The 18,239-nt window shown below is 62.8% G+C and carries 20 protein-coding genes and 3 pseudogenes; 16 read left to right on the top strand and 7 right to left on the bottom strand.

Annotated elements, in window-relative coordinates:
* The 14 genes and pseudogenes from NLY44_RS32875 to NLY44_RS32825 all read left to right on the top strand — a co-directional run.
* Nucleotides 1-250, top strand: a 250-nt coding sequence (locus NLY44_RS32875) for a hypothetical protein (protein ID WP_286456376.1), incomplete at its 5' end; no start/stop codon positions are given.
* 61 nt (nt 251-311) lie between these two features.
* Entirely contained in the window at nt 312-434 is a 123-nt protein-coding gene (locus tag NLY44_RS32870; protein ID WP_286456374.1) for a hypothetical protein, read from the top strand.
* Entirely contained in the window at nt 431-736 is a 306-nt protein-coding gene (locus NLY44_RS33160; protein ID WP_353654474.1) for an Ig-like domain-containing protein, read from the top strand. The genes NLY44_RS32870 and NLY44_RS33160 overlap by 4 nt, the downstream gene beginning before the upstream one ends.
* A complete protein-coding gene (locus NLY44_RS32865) occupies nt 727-1,008 on the top strand; it encodes a hypothetical protein (protein ID WP_286456373.1) in 282 nt (93 codons plus the stop codon). The genes NLY44_RS33160 and NLY44_RS32865 overlap by 10 nt, the downstream gene beginning before the upstream one ends.
* Nucleotides 975-1,193: a hypothetical protein gene (locus NLY44_RS32860; RefSeq protein ID WP_286456371.1), complete on the top strand. Its 219-nt coding sequence runs from the start codon at nt 975-977 to the stop codon at nt 1,191-1,193. The genes NLY44_RS32865 and NLY44_RS32860 overlap by 34 nt, the downstream gene beginning before the upstream one ends.
* A 35-nt stretch (nt 1,194-1,228) precedes the next feature.
* Entirely contained in the window at nt 1,229-1,492 is a 264-nt protein-coding gene (locus tag NLY44_RS32855) for a hypothetical protein (RefSeq protein ID WP_286456369.1), read from the top strand.
* Between the two features lie 482 nt (nt 1,493-1,974).
* On the top strand, nt 1,975-2,520 hold the full coding sequence (locus tag NLY44_RS32850) for a hypothetical protein (RefSeq protein WP_286456368.1): 546 nt from the start codon (nt 1,975-1,977) through the stop codon (nt 2,518-2,520).
* Nucleotides 2,521-2,552: 32 nt separating this feature from the next.
* A complete protein-coding gene (locus NLY44_RS32845) occupies nt 2,553-3,473 on the top strand; it encodes a cadherin-like domain-containing protein (protein WP_286456365.1) in 921 nt (306 codons plus the stop codon).
* Between the two features lie 285 nt (nt 3,474-3,758).
* Entirely contained in the window at nt 3,759-4,226 is a 468-nt protein-coding gene (locus NLY44_RS32840; protein ID WP_286456363.1) for a hypothetical protein, read from the top strand.
* Nucleotides 4,223-4,297: pseudogene (locus tag NLY44_RS33290) on the top strand (hypothetical protein); the annotation flags it as partial. The gene NLY44_RS32840 and the pseudogene NLY44_RS33290, both read left to right, overlap by 4 nt.
* A 222-nt stretch (nt 4,298-4,519) precedes the next feature.
* Nucleotides 4,520-6,511, top strand: a complete 1,992-nt coding sequence (locus NLY44_RS32835) for a beta strand repeat-containing protein (RefSeq protein ID WP_286456361.1) — start codon at nt 4,520-4,522, stop codon at nt 6,509-6,511.
* Nucleotides 6,508-6,582, top strand: a pseudogene (locus NLY44_RS33285) (hypothetical protein); the annotation flags it as partial. The gene NLY44_RS32835 and the pseudogene NLY44_RS33285, both read left to right, overlap by 4 nt.
* A 222-nt stretch (nt 6,583-6,804) precedes the next feature.
* Entirely contained in the window at nt 6,805-10,569 is a 3,765-nt protein-coding gene (locus tag NLY44_RS32830; RefSeq protein ID WP_286456360.1) for a beta strand repeat-containing protein, read from the top strand.
* Nucleotides 10,570-10,595: 26 nt separating this feature from the next.
* On the top strand, nt 10,596-10,964 hold the full coding sequence (locus NLY44_RS32825) for a hypothetical protein (protein ID WP_023673611.1): 369 nt from the start codon (nt 10,596-10,598) through the stop codon (nt 10,962-10,964).
* 509 nt (nt 10,965-11,473) lie between these two features.
* Here NLY44_RS32825 and NLY44_RS32820 read toward each other — a convergent pair.
* Both NLY44_RS32820 and NLY44_RS32815 read right to left on the bottom strand, forming a co-directional pair.
* The gene (locus NLY44_RS32820; protein WP_023673610.1) at nt 11,474-11,905 is read right to left on the bottom strand and encodes a L,D-transpeptidase; all 432 of its coding nucleotides are present in this window, start codon (nt 11,903-11,905) and stop codon (nt 11,474-11,476) included.
* Between the two features lie 243 nt (nt 11,906-12,148).
* A pseudogene (locus tag NLY44_RS32815) lies at nt 12,149-12,363 on the bottom strand (ParB N-terminal domain-containing protein); the annotation flags it as partial.
* Between the two features lie 178 nt (nt 12,364-12,541).
* On the opposite strand from NLY44_RS32815, the gene NLY44_RS32810 reads away from it, so the two are divergent.
* Entirely contained in the window at nt 12,542-12,694 is a 153-nt protein-coding gene (locus tag NLY44_RS32810) for a twin-arginine translocase TatA/TatE family subunit (protein WP_023673608.1), read from the top strand.
* A 180-nt stretch (nt 12,695-12,874) separates the two neighbouring features.
* Here NLY44_RS32810 and NLY44_RS32805 read toward each other — a convergent pair whose 3' ends face one another.
* Both NLY44_RS32805 and NLY44_RS32800 read right to left on the bottom strand, forming a co-directional pair.
* Nucleotides 12,875-13,096, bottom strand: coding sequence for a hypothetical protein (locus NLY44_RS32805; protein ID WP_023673607.1), 222 nt, complete (start codon nt 13,094-13,096; stop codon nt 12,875-12,877).
* A 79-nt stretch (nt 13,097-13,175) separates the two neighbouring features.
* Nucleotides 13,176-13,769 carry a CatB-related O-acetyltransferase gene (locus tag NLY44_RS32800; protein ID WP_023706702.1) on the bottom strand — a complete coding sequence of 198 codons (594 nt, stop codon included), beginning with the start codon at nt 13,767-13,769 and terminating at the stop codon, nt 13,176-13,178.
* An 82-nt stretch (nt 13,770-13,851) separates the two neighbouring features.
* On the opposite strand from NLY44_RS32800, the gene NLY44_RS32795 reads away from it, so the two are divergent.
* Nucleotides 13,852-14,214, top strand: a complete 363-nt coding sequence (locus tag NLY44_RS32795) for a glycosyl hydrolase 108 family protein (protein WP_245263832.1) — start codon at nt 13,852-13,854, stop codon at nt 14,212-14,214.
* Here the strand turns inward: NLY44_RS32795 and NLY44_RS32790 are convergent.
* The 3 genes from NLY44_RS32790 to NLY44_RS32780 form a co-directional block, all read right to left on the bottom strand.
* Complete coding sequence (locus NLY44_RS32790; protein ID WP_023706701.1) at nt 14,169-15,230, bottom strand: ABC transporter ATP-binding protein; 1,062 nt, start codon at nt 15,228-15,230, stop codon at nt 14,169-14,171. The genes NLY44_RS32795 and NLY44_RS32790 overlap by 46 nt on opposite strands.
* Nucleotides 15,223-16,893: an ABC transporter permease gene (locus NLY44_RS32785; protein ID WP_031202992.1), complete on the bottom strand. Its 1,671-nt coding sequence runs from the start codon at nt 16,891-16,893 to the stop codon at nt 15,223-15,225. Before NLY44_RS32785 ends, NLY44_RS32790 begins: the two co-directional genes overlap by 8 nt.
* Nucleotides 16,894-17,013: 120 nt before the next feature.
* Nucleotides 17,014-18,117, bottom strand: coding sequence for an ABC transporter substrate-binding protein (locus NLY44_RS32780; protein WP_023805763.1), 1,104 nt, complete (start codon nt 18,115-18,117; stop codon nt 17,014-17,016).
* Nucleotides 18,118-18,239: the final 122 nt, after the last annotated feature.

Here is an 18,239-nt window from a genome sequence, read left to right as displayed (position 1 = left end):
GACCGGCGCCGCGCAGACCTTCACCGACGCCACCGGCTCGCTGACGGCAAGCTATGTCTACAATCCGGCCACCGGCGCCGGCACGATCAGCTATTCCTACACGCTCGTCGACAACACCACCGGCGACAACACCACCGCCAGCTCGCAGTCGTCGTCACCGACACTGACGGCGACAGCGCACCGGCCGGCAACCTGGTCATCAACATCATCGACGACGTGCCGACGGCGCATGCCGATACCGACAGTGTAGCCTCCAACCAGTTCACGGCCGAGGCCGGCAACGTGCTGACGGCGGTGGGCACACCTCGCCGGTGACCGGCATCGATGTCCTGGGTGCAGACGGCGCAGCGGTGGTTGGCGTCCAGGCCGGCGACACCAATGCCGACTTCACCGGCTCGCTCGGCGTGCAGATCCAGGGACCTACGGCAAGCTGACGCTTAACGCCGACGGCTCCTACTCCTATGTACGCGATGCCGGCTCGCAGGGCGGCCACGACGACGTCTTCACCTACACCATCAAGGATGGCGACGGCGACACCTCGCACACCACGCTGACCATCTCGATCGGCGACTCGACGCCGACCGACAGCATTCCGGCGCCGGGCCTTGCCTCGACCACCGTCTATGAGGCCGGCCTTCCGGCACGCGGCGGCGAGTCCGCGGGCTCGAACGCTGCCGCCAACTCGGAGACCACCTCGGGCACCATCGCTTCACTTCGCCGGACGGCGTGTCGGTAGTCTCGCTCGGCGGCCATGTGCTGACCGGCGCCGCGCAGACCTTCACCGACGCCACCGGCTCGCTGACGGCAAGCTATGTCTACAATCCGGCCACCGGCGCCGGCACGATCAGCTATTCCTACACGCTCGTCGACAACACACCGGCGACAACACCACCGCCAGCTTCGCAGTCGTCGTCACCGACACTGACGGCGACAGCGCACCGGCCGGCAACCTGGTCATCAACATCATCGACGACGTGCCGACGGCGCATGCCGATACCGACAGTGTAGCCTCCAACCAGTTCACGGCCGAGGCCGGCAACGTGCTGACGGCGGTGGGCACCACCTCGCCGGTGACCGGCATCGATGTCCTGGGTGCAGACGGCGCAGCGGTGGTTGGCGTCCAGGCCGGCGACACCAATGCCGACTTCACCGGCTCGCTCGGCGTGCAGATCCAGGGACCTACGGCAAGCTGACGCTTAACGCCGACGCTCCTACTCCTATGTACGCGATGCCGGCTCGCAGGGCGCCACGACGACGTCTTCACCTACACATCAAGGATGGCGACGGCGACACCTCGCACACCACGCTGACCATCTCGATCGGCGACTCGACGCCGACCGACAGCATTCCCGGCGCCGGCCTTGCCTCGACCACCGTCTATGAGGCCGGCCTTCCGGCACGCGGCGGCGAGTCCGCGGGCTCGAACGCTGCCGCCAACTCGGAGACCACCTCGGCACCATCGGCTTCACTTCGCCGGACGGCGTGTCGGTAGTCTCGCTCGGCGGCCATGTGCTGACCGCGCCGCGCAGACCTTCACCGACGCCACCGGCTCGCTGACGGCAAGCTATGTCTACAATCCGGCCACCGGCGCCGGCACGATCAGCTATTCCTACACGCTCGTCGACAACACCACCGGCGACAACACCACCGCCAGCTTCGCAGTCGTCGTCACCGACACTGACGCGACAGCGCACCGGCCGGCAACCTGGTCATCAACATCATCGACGACGTGCCGACGGCGCATGCCGATACCGACAGTGTAGCCTCCAACCAGTTCACGGCCGAGGCCGGCAACGTGCTGACGGCGGGGGCACCACCTCGCCGGTGACCGGCATCGATGTCCTGGGTGCAGACGGCGCAGCGTGGTTGGCGTCCAGGCCGGCGACACCAATGCCGACTTCACCGGCTCGCTCGGCGTGCAGATCCAGGGACCTACGGCAAGCTGACGCTTAACGGCCGACGGCTCCTACTCCTATGTACGCGATGCCGGCTCGCAGGGCGCCACGACGACGTCTTCACCTACACCATCAAGGATGGCGACGGCGACACCTCGCACACCACGCTGACATCTCGATCGGCGACTCGACGCCGACCGACAGCATTCCGGCGCCGGGCCTTGCCTCGACCACCGTCTATGAGGCCGGCCTTCCGGCACGCGGCGGCGAGTCCGCGGGCTCGAACGCTGCCGCCAACTCGGAGACCACCTCGGGCACCATCGGCTTCACTTCGCCGGACGGCGTGTCGGTAGTCTCGCTCGGCGGCCATGTGCTGACCGGCGCCGCGCAGACCTTCACCGACGCCACCGGCTCGCTGACGGCAAGCTATGTCTACAATCCGGCCACCGGCGCCGGCACGATCAGCTATTCCTACACGCTCGTCGACAACACCACCGGCGACAACACCACCGCCAGCTTCGCAGTCGTCGTCACCGACACTGACGGCGACAGCGCACCGGCCGGCAACCTGGTCATCAACATCATCGACGACGTGCCGACGCGCATGCCGATACCGACAGTGTAGCCTCCAACCAGTTCACGGCCGAGGCCGGCAACGTGCTGACGGCGGTGGGCACCACCTCGCCGGTGACCGGCATCGATGTCCTGGGTGCAGACGGCGCAGCGGTGGTTGGCGTCCAGGCCGGCGACACCAATGCCGACTTCACCGGCTCGCTCGGCGTGCAGATCCAGGGGACCTACGGCAAGCTGACGCTTAACGCCGACGGCTCCTACTCCTATGTACGCGATGCCGGCTCGCAGGGCGGCCACGACGACGTCTTCACCTACACCATCAAGGATGGCGACGGCGACACCTCGCACACCACGCTGACCATCTCGATCGGCGACTCGACGCCGACCGACAGCATTCCGGCGCCGGGCCTTGCCTCGACCACCGTCTATGAGGCCGGCCTTCCGGCACGCGGCGGCGAGTCCGCGGGCTCGAACGCTGCCGCCAACTCGGAGACCACCTCGGGCACCATCGGCTTCACTTCGCCGGACGGCGTGTCGGTAGTCTCGCTCGGCGGCCATGTGCTGACCGGCGCCGCGCAGACCTTCACCGACGCCACCGGCTCGCTGACGGCAAGCTATGTCTACAATCCGGCCACCGGCGCCGGCACGATCAGCTATTCCTACACGCTCGTCGACAACACCACCGGCGACAACACCACCGCCAGCTTCGCAGTCGTCGTCACCGACACTGACGGCGACAGCGCACCGGCCGGCAACCTGGTCATCAACATCATCGACGACGTGCCGACGGCGCATGCCGATACCGACAGTGTAGCCTCCAACCAGTTCACGGCCGAGGCCGGCAACGTGCTGACGGCGGTGGGCACCACCTCGCCGGTGACCGCATCGATGTCCTGGGTGCAGACGGCGCAGCGGTGGTTGGCGTCCAGGCCGGCGACACCAATGCCGACTTCACCGGCTCGCTCGGCGTGCAGATCCAGGGACCTACGGCAAGCTGACGCTTAACGCCGACGCTCCTACTCCTATGTACGCGATGCCGGCTCGCAGGGCGGCCACGACGACGTCTTCACCTACACCATCAAGGATGGCGACGGCGACACCTCGCACACCACGCTGACCATCTCGATCGGCGACTCGACGCCGACCGACAGCATTCCGGCGCCGGGCCTTGCCTCGACCACCGTCTATGAGGCCGGCCTTCCGGCACGCGGCGGCGAGTCCGCGGGCTCGAACGCTGCCGCCAACTCGGAGACCACCTCGGGCACCATCGGCTTCACTTCGCCGGACGGCGTGTCGGTAGTCTCGCTCGGCGGCCATGTGCTGACCGGCGCCGCGCAGACCTTCACCGACGCCACCGGCTCGCTGACGGCAAGCTATGTCTACAATCCGGCCACCGGCGCCGGCACGATCAGCTATTCCTACACGCTCGTCGACAACACCACCGGCGACAACACCACCGCCAGCTTCGCAGTCGTCGTCACCGACACTGACGGCGACAGCGCACCGGCCGGCAACCTGGTCATCAACATCATCGACGACGTGCCGACGGCGCATGCCGATACCGACAGTGTAGCCTCCAACCAGTTCACGGCCGAGGCCGGCAACGTGCTGACGGCGGTGGGCACCACCTCGCCGGTGACCGGCATCGATGTCCTGGGTGCAGACGGCGCAGCGGTGGTTGGCGTCCAGGCCGGCGACACCAATGCCGACTTCACCGGCTCGCTCGGCGTGCAGATCCAGGGACCTACGGCAAGCTGACGCTTAACGCCGACGGCTCCTACTCCTATGTACGCGATGCCGGCTCGCAGGGCGGCCACGACGACGTCTTCACCTACACCATCAAGGATGGCGACGGCGACACCTCGCACACCACGCTGACCATCTCGATCGGCGACTCGACGCCGACCGACAGCATTCCGGCGCCGGGCCTTGCCTCGACCACCGTCTATGAGGCCGGCCTTCCGGCACGCGGCGGCGAGTCCGCGGGCTCGAACGCTGCCGCCAACTCGGAGACCACCTCGGGCACCATCGGCTTCACTTCGCCGGACGGCGTGTCGGTAGTCTCGCTCGGCGGCCATGTGCTGACCGGCGCCGCGCAGACCTTCACCGACGCCACCGGCTCGCTGACGGCAAGCTATGTCTACAATCCGGCCACCGGCGCCGGCACGATCAGCTATTCCTACACGCTCGTCGACAACACCACCGGCGACAACACCACCGCCAGCTTCGCAGTCGTCGTCACCGACACTGACGGCGACAGCGCACCGGCCGGCAACCTGGTCATCAACATCATCGACGACGTGCCGACGGCGCATGCCGATACCGACAGTGTAGCCTCCAACCAGTTCACGGCCGAGGCCGGCAACGTGCTGACGGCGGTGGGCACCACCTCGCCGGTGACCGGCATCGATGTCCTGGGTGCAGACGGCGCAGCGGTGGTTGGCGTCCAGGCCGGCGACACCAATGCCGACTTCACCGGCTCGCTCGGCGTGCAGATCCAGGGGACCTACGGCAAGCTGACGCTTAACGCCGACGGCTCCTACTCCTATGTACGCGATGCCGGCTCGCAGGGCGGCCACGACGACGTCTTCACCTACACCATCAAGGATGGCGACGGCGACACCTCGCACACCACGCTGACCATCTCGATCGGCGACTCGACGCCGACCGACAGCATTCCGGCGCCGGGCCTTGCCTCGACCACCGTCTATGAGGCCGGCCTTCCGGCACGCGGCGGCGAGTCCGCGGGCTCGAACGCTGCCGCCAACTCGGAGACCACCTCGGGCACCATCGGCTTCACTTCGCCGGACGGCGTGTCGGTAGTCTCGCTCGGCGGCCATGTGCTGACCGGCGCCGCGCAGACCTTCACCGACGCCACCGGCTCGCTGACGGCAAGCTATGTCTACAATCCGGCCACCGGCGCCGGCACGATCAGCTATTCCTACACGCTCGTCGACAACACCACCGGCGACAACACCACCGCCAGCTTCGCAGTCGTCGTCACCGACACTGACGGCGACAGCGCACCGGCCGGCAACCTGGTCATCAACATCATCGACGACGTGCCGACGGCGCATGCCGATACCGACAGTGTAGCCTCCAACCAGTTCACGGCCGAGGCCGGCAACGTGCTGACGGCGGTGGGCACCACCTCGCCGGTGACCGGCATCGATGTCCTGGGTGCAGACGGCGCAGCGGTGGTTGGCGTCCAGGCCGGCGACACCAATGCCGACTTCACCGGCTCGCTCGGCGTGCAGATCCAGGGGACCTACGGCAAGCTGACGCTTAACGCCGACGGCTCCTACTCCTATGTACGCGATGCCGGCTCGCAGGGCGGCCACGACGACGTCTTCACCTACACCATCAAGGATGGCGACGGCGACACCTCGCACACCACGCTGACCATCTCGATCGGCGACTCGACGCCGACCGACAGCATTCCGGCGCCGGGCCTTGCCTCGACCACCGTCTATGAGGCCGGCCTTCCGGCACGCGGCGGCGAGTCCGCGGGCTCGAACGCTGCCGCCAACTCGGAGACCACCTCGGGCACCATCGGCTTCACTTCGCCGGACGGCGTGTCGGTAGTCTCGCTCGGCGGCCATGTGCTGACCGGCGCCGCGCAGACCTTCACCGACGCCACCGGCTCGCTGACGGCAAGCTATGTCTACAATCCGGCCACCGGCGCCGGCACGATCAGCTATTCCTACACGCTCGTCGACAACACCACCGGCGACAACACCACCGCCAGCTTCGCAGTCGTCGTCACCGACACTGACGGCGACAGCGCACCGGCCGGCAACCTGGTCATCAACATCATCGACGACGTGCCGACGGCGCATGCCGATACCGACAGTGTAGCCTCCAACCAGTTCACGGCCGAGGCCGGCAACGTGCTGACGGCGGTGGGCACCACCTCGCCGGTGACCGGCATCGATGTCCTGGGTGCAGACGGCGCAGCGGTGGTTGGCGTCCAGGCCGGCGACACCAATGCCGACTTCACCGGCTCGCTCGGCGTGCAGATCCAGGGACCTACGGCAAGCTGACGCTTAACGCCGACGGCTCCTACTCCTATGTACGCGATGCCGGCTCGCAGGGCGGCCACGACGACGTCTTCACCTACACCATCAAGGATGGCGACGGCGACACCTCGCACACCACGCTGACCATCTCGATCGGCGACTCGACGCCGACCGACAGCATTCCGGCGCCGGGCCTTGCCTCGACCACCGTCTATGAGGCCGGCCTTCCGGCACGCGGCGGCGAGTCCGCGGGCTCGAACGCTGCCGCCAACTCGGAGACCACCTCGGGCACCATCGGCTTCACTTCGCCGGACGGCGTGTCGGTAGTCTCGCTCGGCGGCCATGTGCTGACCGGCGCCGCGCAGACCTTCACCGACGCCACCGGCTCGCTGACGGCAAGCTATGTCTACAATCCGGCCACCGGCGCCGGCACGATCAGCTATTCCTACACGCTCGTCGACAACACCACCGGCGACAACACCACCGCCAGCTTCGCAGTCGTCGTCACCGACACTGACGGCGACAGCGCACCGGCCGGCAACCTGGTCATCAACATCATCGACGACGTGCCGACGGCGCATGCCGATACCGACAGTGTAGCCTCCAACCAGTTCACGGCCGAGGCCGGCAACGTGCTGACGGCGGTGGGCACCACCTCGCCGGTGACCGGCATCGATGTCCTGGGTGCAGACGGCGCAGCGGTGGTTGGCGTCCAGGCCGGCGACACCAATGCCGACTTCACCGGCTCGCTCGGCGTGCAGATCCAGGGGACCTACGGCAAGCTGACGCTTAACGCCGACGGCTCCTACTCCTATGTACGCGATGCCGGCTCGCAGGGCGGCCACGACGACGTCTTCACCTACACCATCAAGGATGGCGACGGCGACACCTCGCACACCACGCTGACCATCTCGATCGGCGACTCGACGCCGACCGACAGCATTCCGGCGCCGGGCCTTGCCTCGACCACCGTCTATGAGGCCGGCCTTCCGGCACGCGGCGGCGAGTCCGCGGGCTCGAACGCTGCCGCCAACTCGGAGACCACCTCGGGCACCATCGGCTTCACTTCGCCGGACGGCGTGTCGGTAGTCTCGCTCGGCGGCCATGTGCTGACCGGCGCCGCGCAGACCTTCACCGACGCCACCGGCTCGCTGACGGCAAGCTATGTCTACAATCCGGCCACCGGCGCCGGCACGATCAGCTATTCCTACACGCTCGTCGACAACACCACCGGCGACAACACCACCGCCAGCTTCGCAGTCGTCGTCACCGACACTGACGGCGACAGCGCACCGGCCGGCAACCTGGTCATCAACATCATCGACGACGTGCCGACGGCGCATGCCGATACCGGCAATGTCAACGAGGGCGCTTTGCTCACCGTATTGGCGGCGGCAGGCGTGCTCGTCAATGACGTCGCCGGCGCCGACGGGGCCACGATCGATGGCGTACGGGCGGCGGGCGGCAACACCACGACAGCAGTATCAGGTGGCGTCAACACCGACATTGTGGGCCTGCACGGCACGCTTCACCTCAACGTCGACGGCTCCTACACCTACCAGTCGACGGCTCACAGCATTAACGCGAACACCACGGACGTGTTCGTCTACACAATCAAGGACGGCGACGGCGACTTCTCGACGACGACATTGACCATCAACCTGACGGACGTCAACGATGCACCGGTTGTTGCCAGCACCCAGAACTGGATGTCGAGCGACCCGGGGCAGCAGACCCTTGGCACGCCGACTTATCCCAATGGATATCCGCTGCTGGTCTCGATCCCGACGGATGCGGATGGCGACAACCTGATCGTCACCGCAACAGGGACGATCCCGACTGGGGTGTTCTACTACAACGGCGTGACCTATGTCGCCCTGACAACCGGCACCGTGCTCTACAATCCGTCCGGTGGCATCAACCTGCTGGGTAACCTGGTCTACACACCAACCGCCACGGTAACCGATACTGTCAACACCAACCTTACGCTGAATGTCTTCGATGGCACCGCCACGACTGTCCAGACTGTCGGCATCCACGAAGTGCCCCCGACCAGTCTGCCCAGCGACACTGCTCAGGTGGGCAATGGCAGCAGCCCTCTTACCTCGGGAAATGATCAGGTCACGACCCTGGCCCTGTCACAAGCCACGGTAAATGCTATAATCGCCGATCCTCATAGCGCGACTCTAGTAGTCTATACCGACTTTCAAGAGTCGCCCTTCGTAACGCCGATACCTGTAGCGGAGCGAAATCCCGGCGTGTTCGGAGACAGCAGTGCGGGATCGCATCGCGAACAGGAAGTCCAGGTCGAGATAGTCATAGGCACCAACCATTTCGCAGTTGTCGAAGACGATCTGACCGCCGGAACATTCGAACAGAGCTGGTTCTACGATCCGGCCACCGGCCTGATGAAGGCAACTGTCGACTACGACCATATCTTCCTTCTGGACGGCAGCGGCAACGCCACCTCCACGACGCTTGCCAGCTATTTGATCGCACACCCACCTACAGCCGGCGACTCATGGACGCTGTCTTACTTCGACAATAGTGGTGGCAATTACCAGGCGCGCTCGGTCAGCTTCTCCTTCTTCTCGCATGATCCGGGCGATCCCGGCATCACGGTGAATGGCGACGCCACATTGGCCGACCAGATCTATGGTACGTCCGGTGTCGATCATCTGTCCGGTGGCGGTGGAAACGACATCATTATCGGACGGGGCGGCAACGATTTCCTGACGGGCGGCGCCGGCGCCGACACCTTCCTGATCGGGACTGGGGATTCGACACCCGTTATAGGCGGAACCGGCAATGCCGGGACGATCACCGGCTATGACATCATCACTGACTTCGTCGCCGGGACCGACAAGTTGGCCCTGCCAGGGACTCTGGTGGCCGCCACCGCCGGCCTTGTCGACGGAGCAGGAGACTCCGTATTGACGATCGGCGGAGATACAGTGGAATCTCATTCGGTCACCAACGGCATCGCCAGTTTCTTCGGAACAGATGCCGGCGGCTCGCCGTTGGCTATCACCTCAACCGCAGCTCTCGCGGCGGCTGTCCAATATCTCATGGGCACAGACATCGGAAACGCCGGGGCGACGCTCGCATTCACGGCAACCATCTCGGGCGTAAATCATACGTTCGTCTATACCCAGACAACCACCAATGCCGGCGTAGGAGCACTGGTCGATCTCCAGAACGTCACGGTAGCGAACCTGAACACCCTGATCGGCGGATCGGTCGATCCGATTATCCTGGATCTGAACCATGATGGCTTCGCCTTCTCCGACGTCAGCCATGGCGTCCAGTTTGACATCAATGGTGACGGAACCAAAGACCAAATTGCCTGGAACACCTCGAACGACGGCATGCTGGCGATCGACCTCAACCATAACGGCAAGATCGATGATGGCACCGAGCTGTTTACGCCGAGTTTCGGCGGCGGCCATTTCGCCAGCGGCGCGGCGGCACTTGCATCGCTCGACAGCAATCATGACGGCGTCATCGATCAATACGACGATGCCTTCAGCAGCCTGCTGATCTGGAAGGACGCCAACGCCAACGGCATCAGTGACTCTGGGGAATTGTCACACCTTGCTGATAACGGTATTATTTCGATCAGCACGACAACGACCTCCGCTGTCGGCGAAATCGATGGGCAGGCCGTGGCAAGCAACGGCACCTTCCAGATGGCCGACGGCACGACCGGCAACTATATCGAGGTCGAACTCAACACCTCACTTGTTGCGCCCGTGGAAACGTCCGTTGCCTCCGATGGCACAAGGACCTTCACCATCGGCTCGCTCGAGGTAGCCGACCTGATCGCAGACTTCCACGATGGCGACCAGCTTGATCTTTCCTCGTTGCTCAAAGGCTTGGCTGGCGTCACCGATCTCGTAGGCGGCGGCTTCGTGGAGATCGCGCAGTCCTCGGCCAATGCCGAGGTCAAGGTCGATACCGACGGCGGCGGCGACAACTATCATACGGTCGCCGTGCTGGAGAACTACACATTCCACAGCGCCGCCGATGCGGTCAAAATACTCTACGATGACAGCCACGGCACCAAGACGGACGTGGTCTAAGGGGCGAAAGGGACGGGGTGAGGAGCATGAACAGAGTTTTGCGAGTGGCTTTCGGAGCCGGGCTGCTGTCGATATGCGCGACAGGACTTCAGGCCGCCGACATTATCGAAGGGCCGGTGGCCGACTATTGCCGGACCGTCGGCACGTCGAATTTGGTGTTGAACGACAACATCGTCGATCTCAAGACCGAGGTGGTGAAGCTGATGGACGAGTCGGTGGCCGTCGCCAACAGCTCGGAATGGATCAATTCGTCCCGCCCCGCCTTCATCTGGGCGTCGGAAGCCAAGGTCGCCTGCGGCATGGCCTATGGTTATCTCAAGACGAACTACAAGGACGAAGACACCCTCAACAAGTGCGAGTGCTTCCACGACCGCATGGTCGAGTACATGAACTGACCGGAAGGGATCAAGTCGCGCCGACAGGCTGACGATGACAGCCGACGGGAGATTGTCGAGAGCGATTGCTGGAGCGATCGTACTGGCCATTTCTGCCCCTGAAGCCCGTGTCAATTGGCTGGAACGACCTGCCCTTGAGCCACACGCTTTATCCGGGTCAACGCGGCCGGTTCGCTGTCATGCAGTTCGGGAACTTTTCGCACGGGCAATTGTTCGAAAACGGATGACTACTAGCTGATCTTGGCCCACCGCAACCGGTGGATTCCAACGCCGTCGGCTTAGTCCGGACGCCTGACCCAACCCATTCGTGCCCCGACTGCGGGTAAGCCGTCGAGCGGATTGAGCGCGCCTGGTGCGCGGAAGCCGCAATATGGCCGACGAACTGCAGCACGCATCATCAACGGCCCCGGCGTGATCTCCGTGAAGTCGTTGACCATCTCGCCGGGCGAGAGCCAGCCAAAGGCGGGCACGGCCGCTTGCCGTGGGTGTCTTTTCGTCGGCGCCGAGCCTCAGTCGGTGACGACGATCCGCGTGTTGCCGAAGCCAACTTCCCGCACCATTGAATAGAAGGTCGCGGCATTGGCGGTGTGCAAGCGGACACAGCCATGCGACGCCGGGCGTCCAAGGTATCTCACCGCGCCGGTGCCATGAATGGCATAGCCGCCACGGAAGAATACCGAATAAGGCATAGGCGACATGTCGTATTTGCGCGAATACCACATCCGCGCTGTCCGTTGCGGCCGATAGGCGCCGCGCGGGGTGATGTAACCCTTGCGGGCGGTGGATACGCTCCATCGGTAAAGCACTTGACCATAGCGGCTGACAGTCATGGTCTGCGAAGATACATCAATGGTGGCGACCAGGCCCGCGGCCTTGCCTTCGACAGACGTGCCGAACAGCATCGCAGCAAGTGCTACCGCCATGAGAACAACTCTGTTCATGAGATCACCCTTTTATGCCCTTTGCCTGACTGCCATCGCGCGGTTTCTTCATCTTTAGCGGCAGGTGAGTGGCGTAACACACAGTCTTTGACGAAATCGCCAATCTAAAGCAGCGGATTTGAACGATTTCCCGTCATAGCTGCCGCGACGACACGCACAATCGATGTAGGCGGCAGGCTTGCACAACCACCCCGTCCACTGCTCAAATCGTCGGATGAACGAACAACACCTGAAGCTGGTTACCTCGCGCGTGATATTCTCATCGAGGCTGATTTCGTGCGGATCGTTCACGGTGTCGATGACACAGCGGATCGGTTCGGTCATCTTGATCTGCTTGCGTTTTTACGCGAAGCAACTGCTCGACCCTGCGGCCTTCGCCAGATGCTGACTAAATGGAAGCCGGTTTCCGCACTTTCGCCGTCAAGCTCCGGCTTCACCACAAGGTTTTGCAGGGGTTGACGGGCGTTCCACATGGCCCGAAATATGAACGGCAATCGCGCGGCCTCATGGTGGAATGGCCCATACGAGCGGTTTGATGACCGGGCTTGGCGGTGTCGATCGAGGCGTTCAACCGGATCGGTCGCAAAACCGCGGAGAGATTGTCGCTACCGGCGATGTGCGCGAGAGTCCGAACCGATGTTCGGATTTGGCATCACCCACCTGGTGGTCATCTTTGTGGTGGCGCTGGTTGTTTTCGGGCCAGAGGAGCTTCCAAAAGTCATGCGATCGCCAGGGGCGATGATGAAGACATTCAATCGGATCGCTGGTGATTTCGGAAGTTTACAGTGACGATGCGGATGCCCTCAGCCTGGTCCGAGCGCTCCATCCTGCAATCATCTTCGCGCCTACGCCGCGGTGGTATAATTCCTTGTCGCCGTAGGCGATGTACCCGACCAAGTCCTTTCGGCCGCCCAGCAATACCTAATTTTGCTCCACAACCCATTTGATGTAGGGGCTTGGGCCTGATGATTATCTGGTCCTGCTGTTTTGCCGGTCGCGGTAATTATCGAATGACCAGAGAAAATATTGGTCAACCGCTATGGCGACGAACAGGAAAATAGCCAGCGCGGCAATGCCTGAGAGCCAGTATCCGGCACCCAATCTGTAGGCAGATAGGCCGGTCGCCGCTGCAGCCAGCCCCGCGAAATAGGCATCATACTGGTAGAGCAATTTCAGCGTAAAATTTCTCATCGGTCGTTTCTACACCAATCCCTTGTTCCCAGGAAGGTTCAGGCGTGACGACATCGCATCGCGCCGATGGCCCAGATCGCTAGACCTTCCGGCTCGACACCGACTTGGTTCTGGTCGCGTGCTTAGCAATGAAAGTCTCGATCGGACCGGTGAGAATAGCTGCCTCGCTCTTGATCTTATCTTCTTCCCATAGCCACCACTTTATTTCCAGCAACTGTGCAATGACATCAGTAGGGAACCGACTGCGGATGACTCGTGCACGATTGCCGGCGACTATTGAATACGGCTCGACAGACTTGGTGACCACGGAGCCGGCACCCACAACGGCGCCATCGCCAACGGTCACGCCTGGCAATATGATGGCGCCGTGGCCAATCCAAACATCGTTGCCAATCGTAATGCCTCCAGGCTTTCCGGCGTTGGGTATCGGCTCAGGCTGCTTCAGGAGGCGGCTATAAATCGGGAATGAAGTGGCACTCTTTGTCTGGTGTTGACCAGTACACATGAAGAGGACTTGGCCAGCAACTGAGCAGAAGCTCCCCACGTCTAGGGGAGATTCATTAGTTGGGAAAAGCACCTTCCGCCAAGTGACGCCATAGGTGTGGCGGCCGACAGAAACATGCTCGGGCAATTTCGCACGTGCGTCCCGAATCCACTTCGAAATAGCCGACATTCTTCGATCCGCCTCTGCCGAATGGCATAGCCGGAAAACACGCATCAACACAACCCAAGAGGAATTGTAATGGCAGTTTCCCGTGAGAAGGAATCGCTTGCCAAGGTGCTCGCGCACGAAGGCGACTATTCAAAACAATAAGAATGATCCTGGTGGCCCAACATTGAAGGGCGTCACCCAGCGCGTCTATGACGCTTGCTGGGTCGGCAAGGGCCATACAAAGCGCTCGGTCAAAAGCGTCACGACCGACGAGCTGAACGAGATTTACGACCGGCTCGTTGCCGCGAACGGCTTCTTCTTCCCGGCGGAATTTTTGTGGTCGCCGTTCGCGGTAGCGGGTGGTCGAACTTCAATGCCCGCATCAAATTACTTGGTCGTGCCCAGCGTTCGGCTCCCGCGTTACGCCGCGAAAACCATCAGGTCCTCGACGGGGAATTCAACGTAGTACTGGCCGGACGGAAGGGCATCGCGGGAATAAGTCCGGACCGTCAGGTCATTGCCTTCGAAAATCACCTCGTGCCGGTCGCCGAGGAAAAGGCTCTCGACGCAGGTCATGGCAATACGCCCCGGGCCGTCCTTCCCGGACCACGTCACCCGCTCAAGCCGGACGAGTGCGGTGACTTTGGTGCCGACGGTCAGCTCCTCCTGAGCACTGCCCACGAGATGGATGCCGTTCGCGACAATTTCCGCACGGTTGCCCTTGATGGCGGCGACCACGCCGTCAAGGCGATTGCTGGCGCCCATAAACTCTGCTGCAAACAGACTCTTCGGCCTGTTGTAGATTTGTTTGGGCGTTCCGTCCTGTTCGATCTGGCCGCCATTGAGCAGCAGGATGCGGTCGGCGAGCGCCATCGCTTCGACCTGGTCATGGGTGACGCACAGTGCCGATAGGCCGAGATTGGTGATGAGGCGACGCAACCAGATCCGCGCTTCCTCGCGCAGCTTGGCGTCCAAATTGGACAGCGGCTCGTCGAGCAAGATCACGTTCGGCTCGTAGACCAGCGCGCGGGCCAACGCGACGCGCTGTTGCTGCCCGCCGGAGAGCTGGTGCGGATAGCGCTCACCTAGTTTGCCGAGGCCTATGCTGTCCAAAGCCTTCTGGACGCGGCTGGCAAGATCCGCCCGAGACACTTTGCGCAGCTTCAGCGGATAACCCACATTCTCCGACACCGTCCGGTGCGGCCACAGCGCATAGGACTGGAATACCAGCCCGAGACCGCGCGTTTCCGGCGCCAGATTGATGTTCTGCTCCGCGTCGAAAAGCGGCCTGTCACCGAGCAGTATCTTGCCGCGGTTGGGTGTTTCCAGACCGGCGACCGCTCGCAAGAGCGTCGTCTTGCCGGACCCGGAGGCGCCGAGCAAGGCGACAATCTGGCCTGGTTCGACCGAGAAGGACACACCTTTCAGGATCTCGAGGGTGCCGTAACTGAGGCGCAGGCCGTCTATGATGATGTCAGTCATTGAGGCGGACTCCAAAGCGCATCGCTACGGCGAGACCGGTCACGATGATGACGGTGTTGATGACGGCGAGAGCGGAGACCAGATCGATCGCGCCGGTGCCCCACAGGGAAACCATGAGCGAGCCGATCACTTCGGTTCCCGGCCCGAGCAGATAAACGCCGGTCGAATATTCACGCGCGAAGATCAGGAAGATCAGCAGCCAGGCCGAGAACATCCCGCCACGGATGAGCGGCAGCGTGATGTCCCTGGCGACCCGGCCTTCGCTGGCGCCAACTGACCGGCCGGCTTCCTCGAGTTCCTTGCCGATCTGCAGGAGCGTTCCGGAAATCAGTCGCATGCCATAGGCGAACCAGACAATGGTATAGGCAAGCCACACCGAGATCATCGTGGCACGCAGGGGCGCGATCGGCTTGAAGAACAGAAAGATCCACAGCATGGCGAGGCCAGCCACAATACCCGGCATCGCCCGCGGTATCATGGCCACGTAGTCGACGACTTTGGTCAGGGGTGCGTTCGAGCGGTGACCGGCGAGTGCCACGGCGGTATAGGCCGCGATCGAAGCCGCACCGCCGATGACCGCAACACCGACCGTGTTGACGATGGCGCTGACGACATTCGGATAGTCAGCGAGATCGCGATAGTGATCTAACGTCAGCACCTCGAAGATGTTCACCCCGACGCCCCAGCTTGTCACCAGCGAGCGAATTGCGACGCCGCCCACCGGTATGATCACCGTGGCCGCGAACCATGCCACTACGAGCGCGAAGGCCGGCCAGCGAAGCGCGCCCAGCCGAATGGGGTTGTGCCGGCTGCCCTTGCCCTTGACAGACACATAGCGGCTGGCATTGCGCAGCATGTAGCGCTGCAGCACCACCAGCGGAAGCGCGATCATGATGATCGCCACCACCACTACGGCCATCAACTGGTAGGAAGGAACCCCGAGCTTGTTGGTGAGCTTGTAGAGATAGGTGGCGAGAACCAACACCCCTTCCGGATCGCCAAGCACCAGTGGCAGGCCGAAAAGTTCGAAACCAAGGAAGAACACTAGAACCGCCGCATAAAGCACCACCGGCATCACCATGGGCAGCGACACGCTGGCGGCGACGCGCCAGGGGCCGGCGCCGACGATGCGTGCCGCCTCTTCCAGGTCGGCGCCGACATTGCGCAGCGCCGCCGACGCATAGAGATAGACATGCGGGACATGGGTGAGCCCGGCGATAATCGCGATCGATGTCACCGAATAGACATTCCAAGGCACGTAGCCAATCACCGACTTGACCGCCAGCGAGACGAAGCCGACTGGTCCCAACGTCATCACATAGCCGAAGGCCAGCACTACCGCCGACATGAACACCGGGATGAGGATGATCGGCTCCAGCCAGCGCTTGCCCGGCACGTCGGTACGCACGATGATGAACGCCAGCAGGATTCCCACCGGAACGGCGATCAATGTCATCCCCACCGCGAGCTTGAGCGAAGTCGTCAGCGCCAGCCAGAAATCCGCATCTGCAAGGATGAAGCTATAAGCCTTCAGCGACAGATGCGCGGTCTTCTGGAAGAACGGGCCGGACAGAAAACTCTGGTAGATGATCAGCGTTACCGGCGCCAACACCACCAGGATGGCGAGGAGATTGGTGCTGACACGAAAGACGCGGAAGGGCATGATCGCCTCGAACAAAGCCGGGGGCCGTCCGCTAGCAAGAGCGCAAGCGCGCCGTTCCGATGGTTCTTAACAGCAAGAAAGGCGGAAGAGCCGATTGTGGCGGCACTCCCGATCAGGCGATTACTCGCCCTTCATGGCTTTCTGCCACTCGTTGAGGAACGCCAGCCGTGTCGTCTCGTCCAGGCCTTCGAGCAGTTTGTCGTCGAGCGCGATCGGATGAACATTTTCGCCGGCAGCGGCCTTTATGGACGCCAGCGTGGTTGCCCCCTCAACGTCATCACGAACGGCATAGAGCTTGATGTCGTTGGCGATCAGCTTCTGCGCGCGCGCCGACAGCAGATAGTCGACGAACAACTTCGCCGCATTGGGATCCTTGGCTTCCGCTGGAATGACCGTGGCGCGGGTGGTCACTAAAACATAATCCTTGGGGATTATCACACCAAGGTTCTCGTCCTTGGCCTGTTTGGCGAGGCCATACGAGCCGAAGATGCCGTAGGCGATGGAATGTTCGCCAGACGTGACCTTCTCAATCATCGAGCCGGCGGAGCTGTAGAGCTTGATATGGGCCTTGCCAAAAGCCTTGTTGAGCGCCCAGGAATCGGTCCAGGTCTTGGCGTCCTGGCTGTAGAAATAGAAGCCGACCCCGGACTTTTCCGGATCGTAGGACGCGATCTTGCCGTCGTAATCGGCGGTCTTGCCGGTCATCAGCTTGAGCAGATCGGCGTGGCTTGCGGGAACATCGCCTTCAGGCACGAGACGCTTGTTGTAGACGAAAGTCACCGGGTCGGCTGTGGCACCATAGATCATGCCCTTGTACGACGCCCAGGCCGGAACGTGAGCCGCCTCGACGGATTTGTACTCCTGCGCATAACCGTCTGCGGCAAGTTTGATCTGCAGATCCGGAGCCGAAGACCAGGCGACATCCGCCGTGCCTTGGCCCGAAGCGGTTTCGGCAATGACGCGATTGTAGAGTTCGGTCGAATTGAGGTCGGAATATTCTACGGCAATCCCGGGGAACGCTGCTTCGAAATCCTTGAGCAAGGGCTGGACCAGCGCCGCATCGGTCGTCGAATAGATGCTGAGGTGTCCTTCCGCGGTGGCGGCGGCCACCAGATCCTTGTAGTTGTCCGGATACCCGGCGGGAATTTCGGCAGCGGGGGCAAGCGTCGCGAAAGCGGCTGACAGCGAAAGCACGGCCGTCATCGTCGCAAGACGATTTTTCATTGAGGTCTCCTCCAAGTTCGCCTAAATCGTACCTCCTCCAGGCACAAAAGGCGAGTATCATCCTGACCTGTCACCAACCTGTCACGGCAATGTAGAGGTTTGCTCAGCCGACTTGGGCCCGA

It is taken from the genome of Mesorhizobium sp. C089B (genome assembly GCF_030323125.1).
Lineage (GTDB): Bacteria > Pseudomonadota > Alphaproteobacteria > Rhizobiales > Rhizobiaceae > Mesorhizobium.
This window is presented reverse-complemented; position numbering and strand designations above follow the sequence as displayed.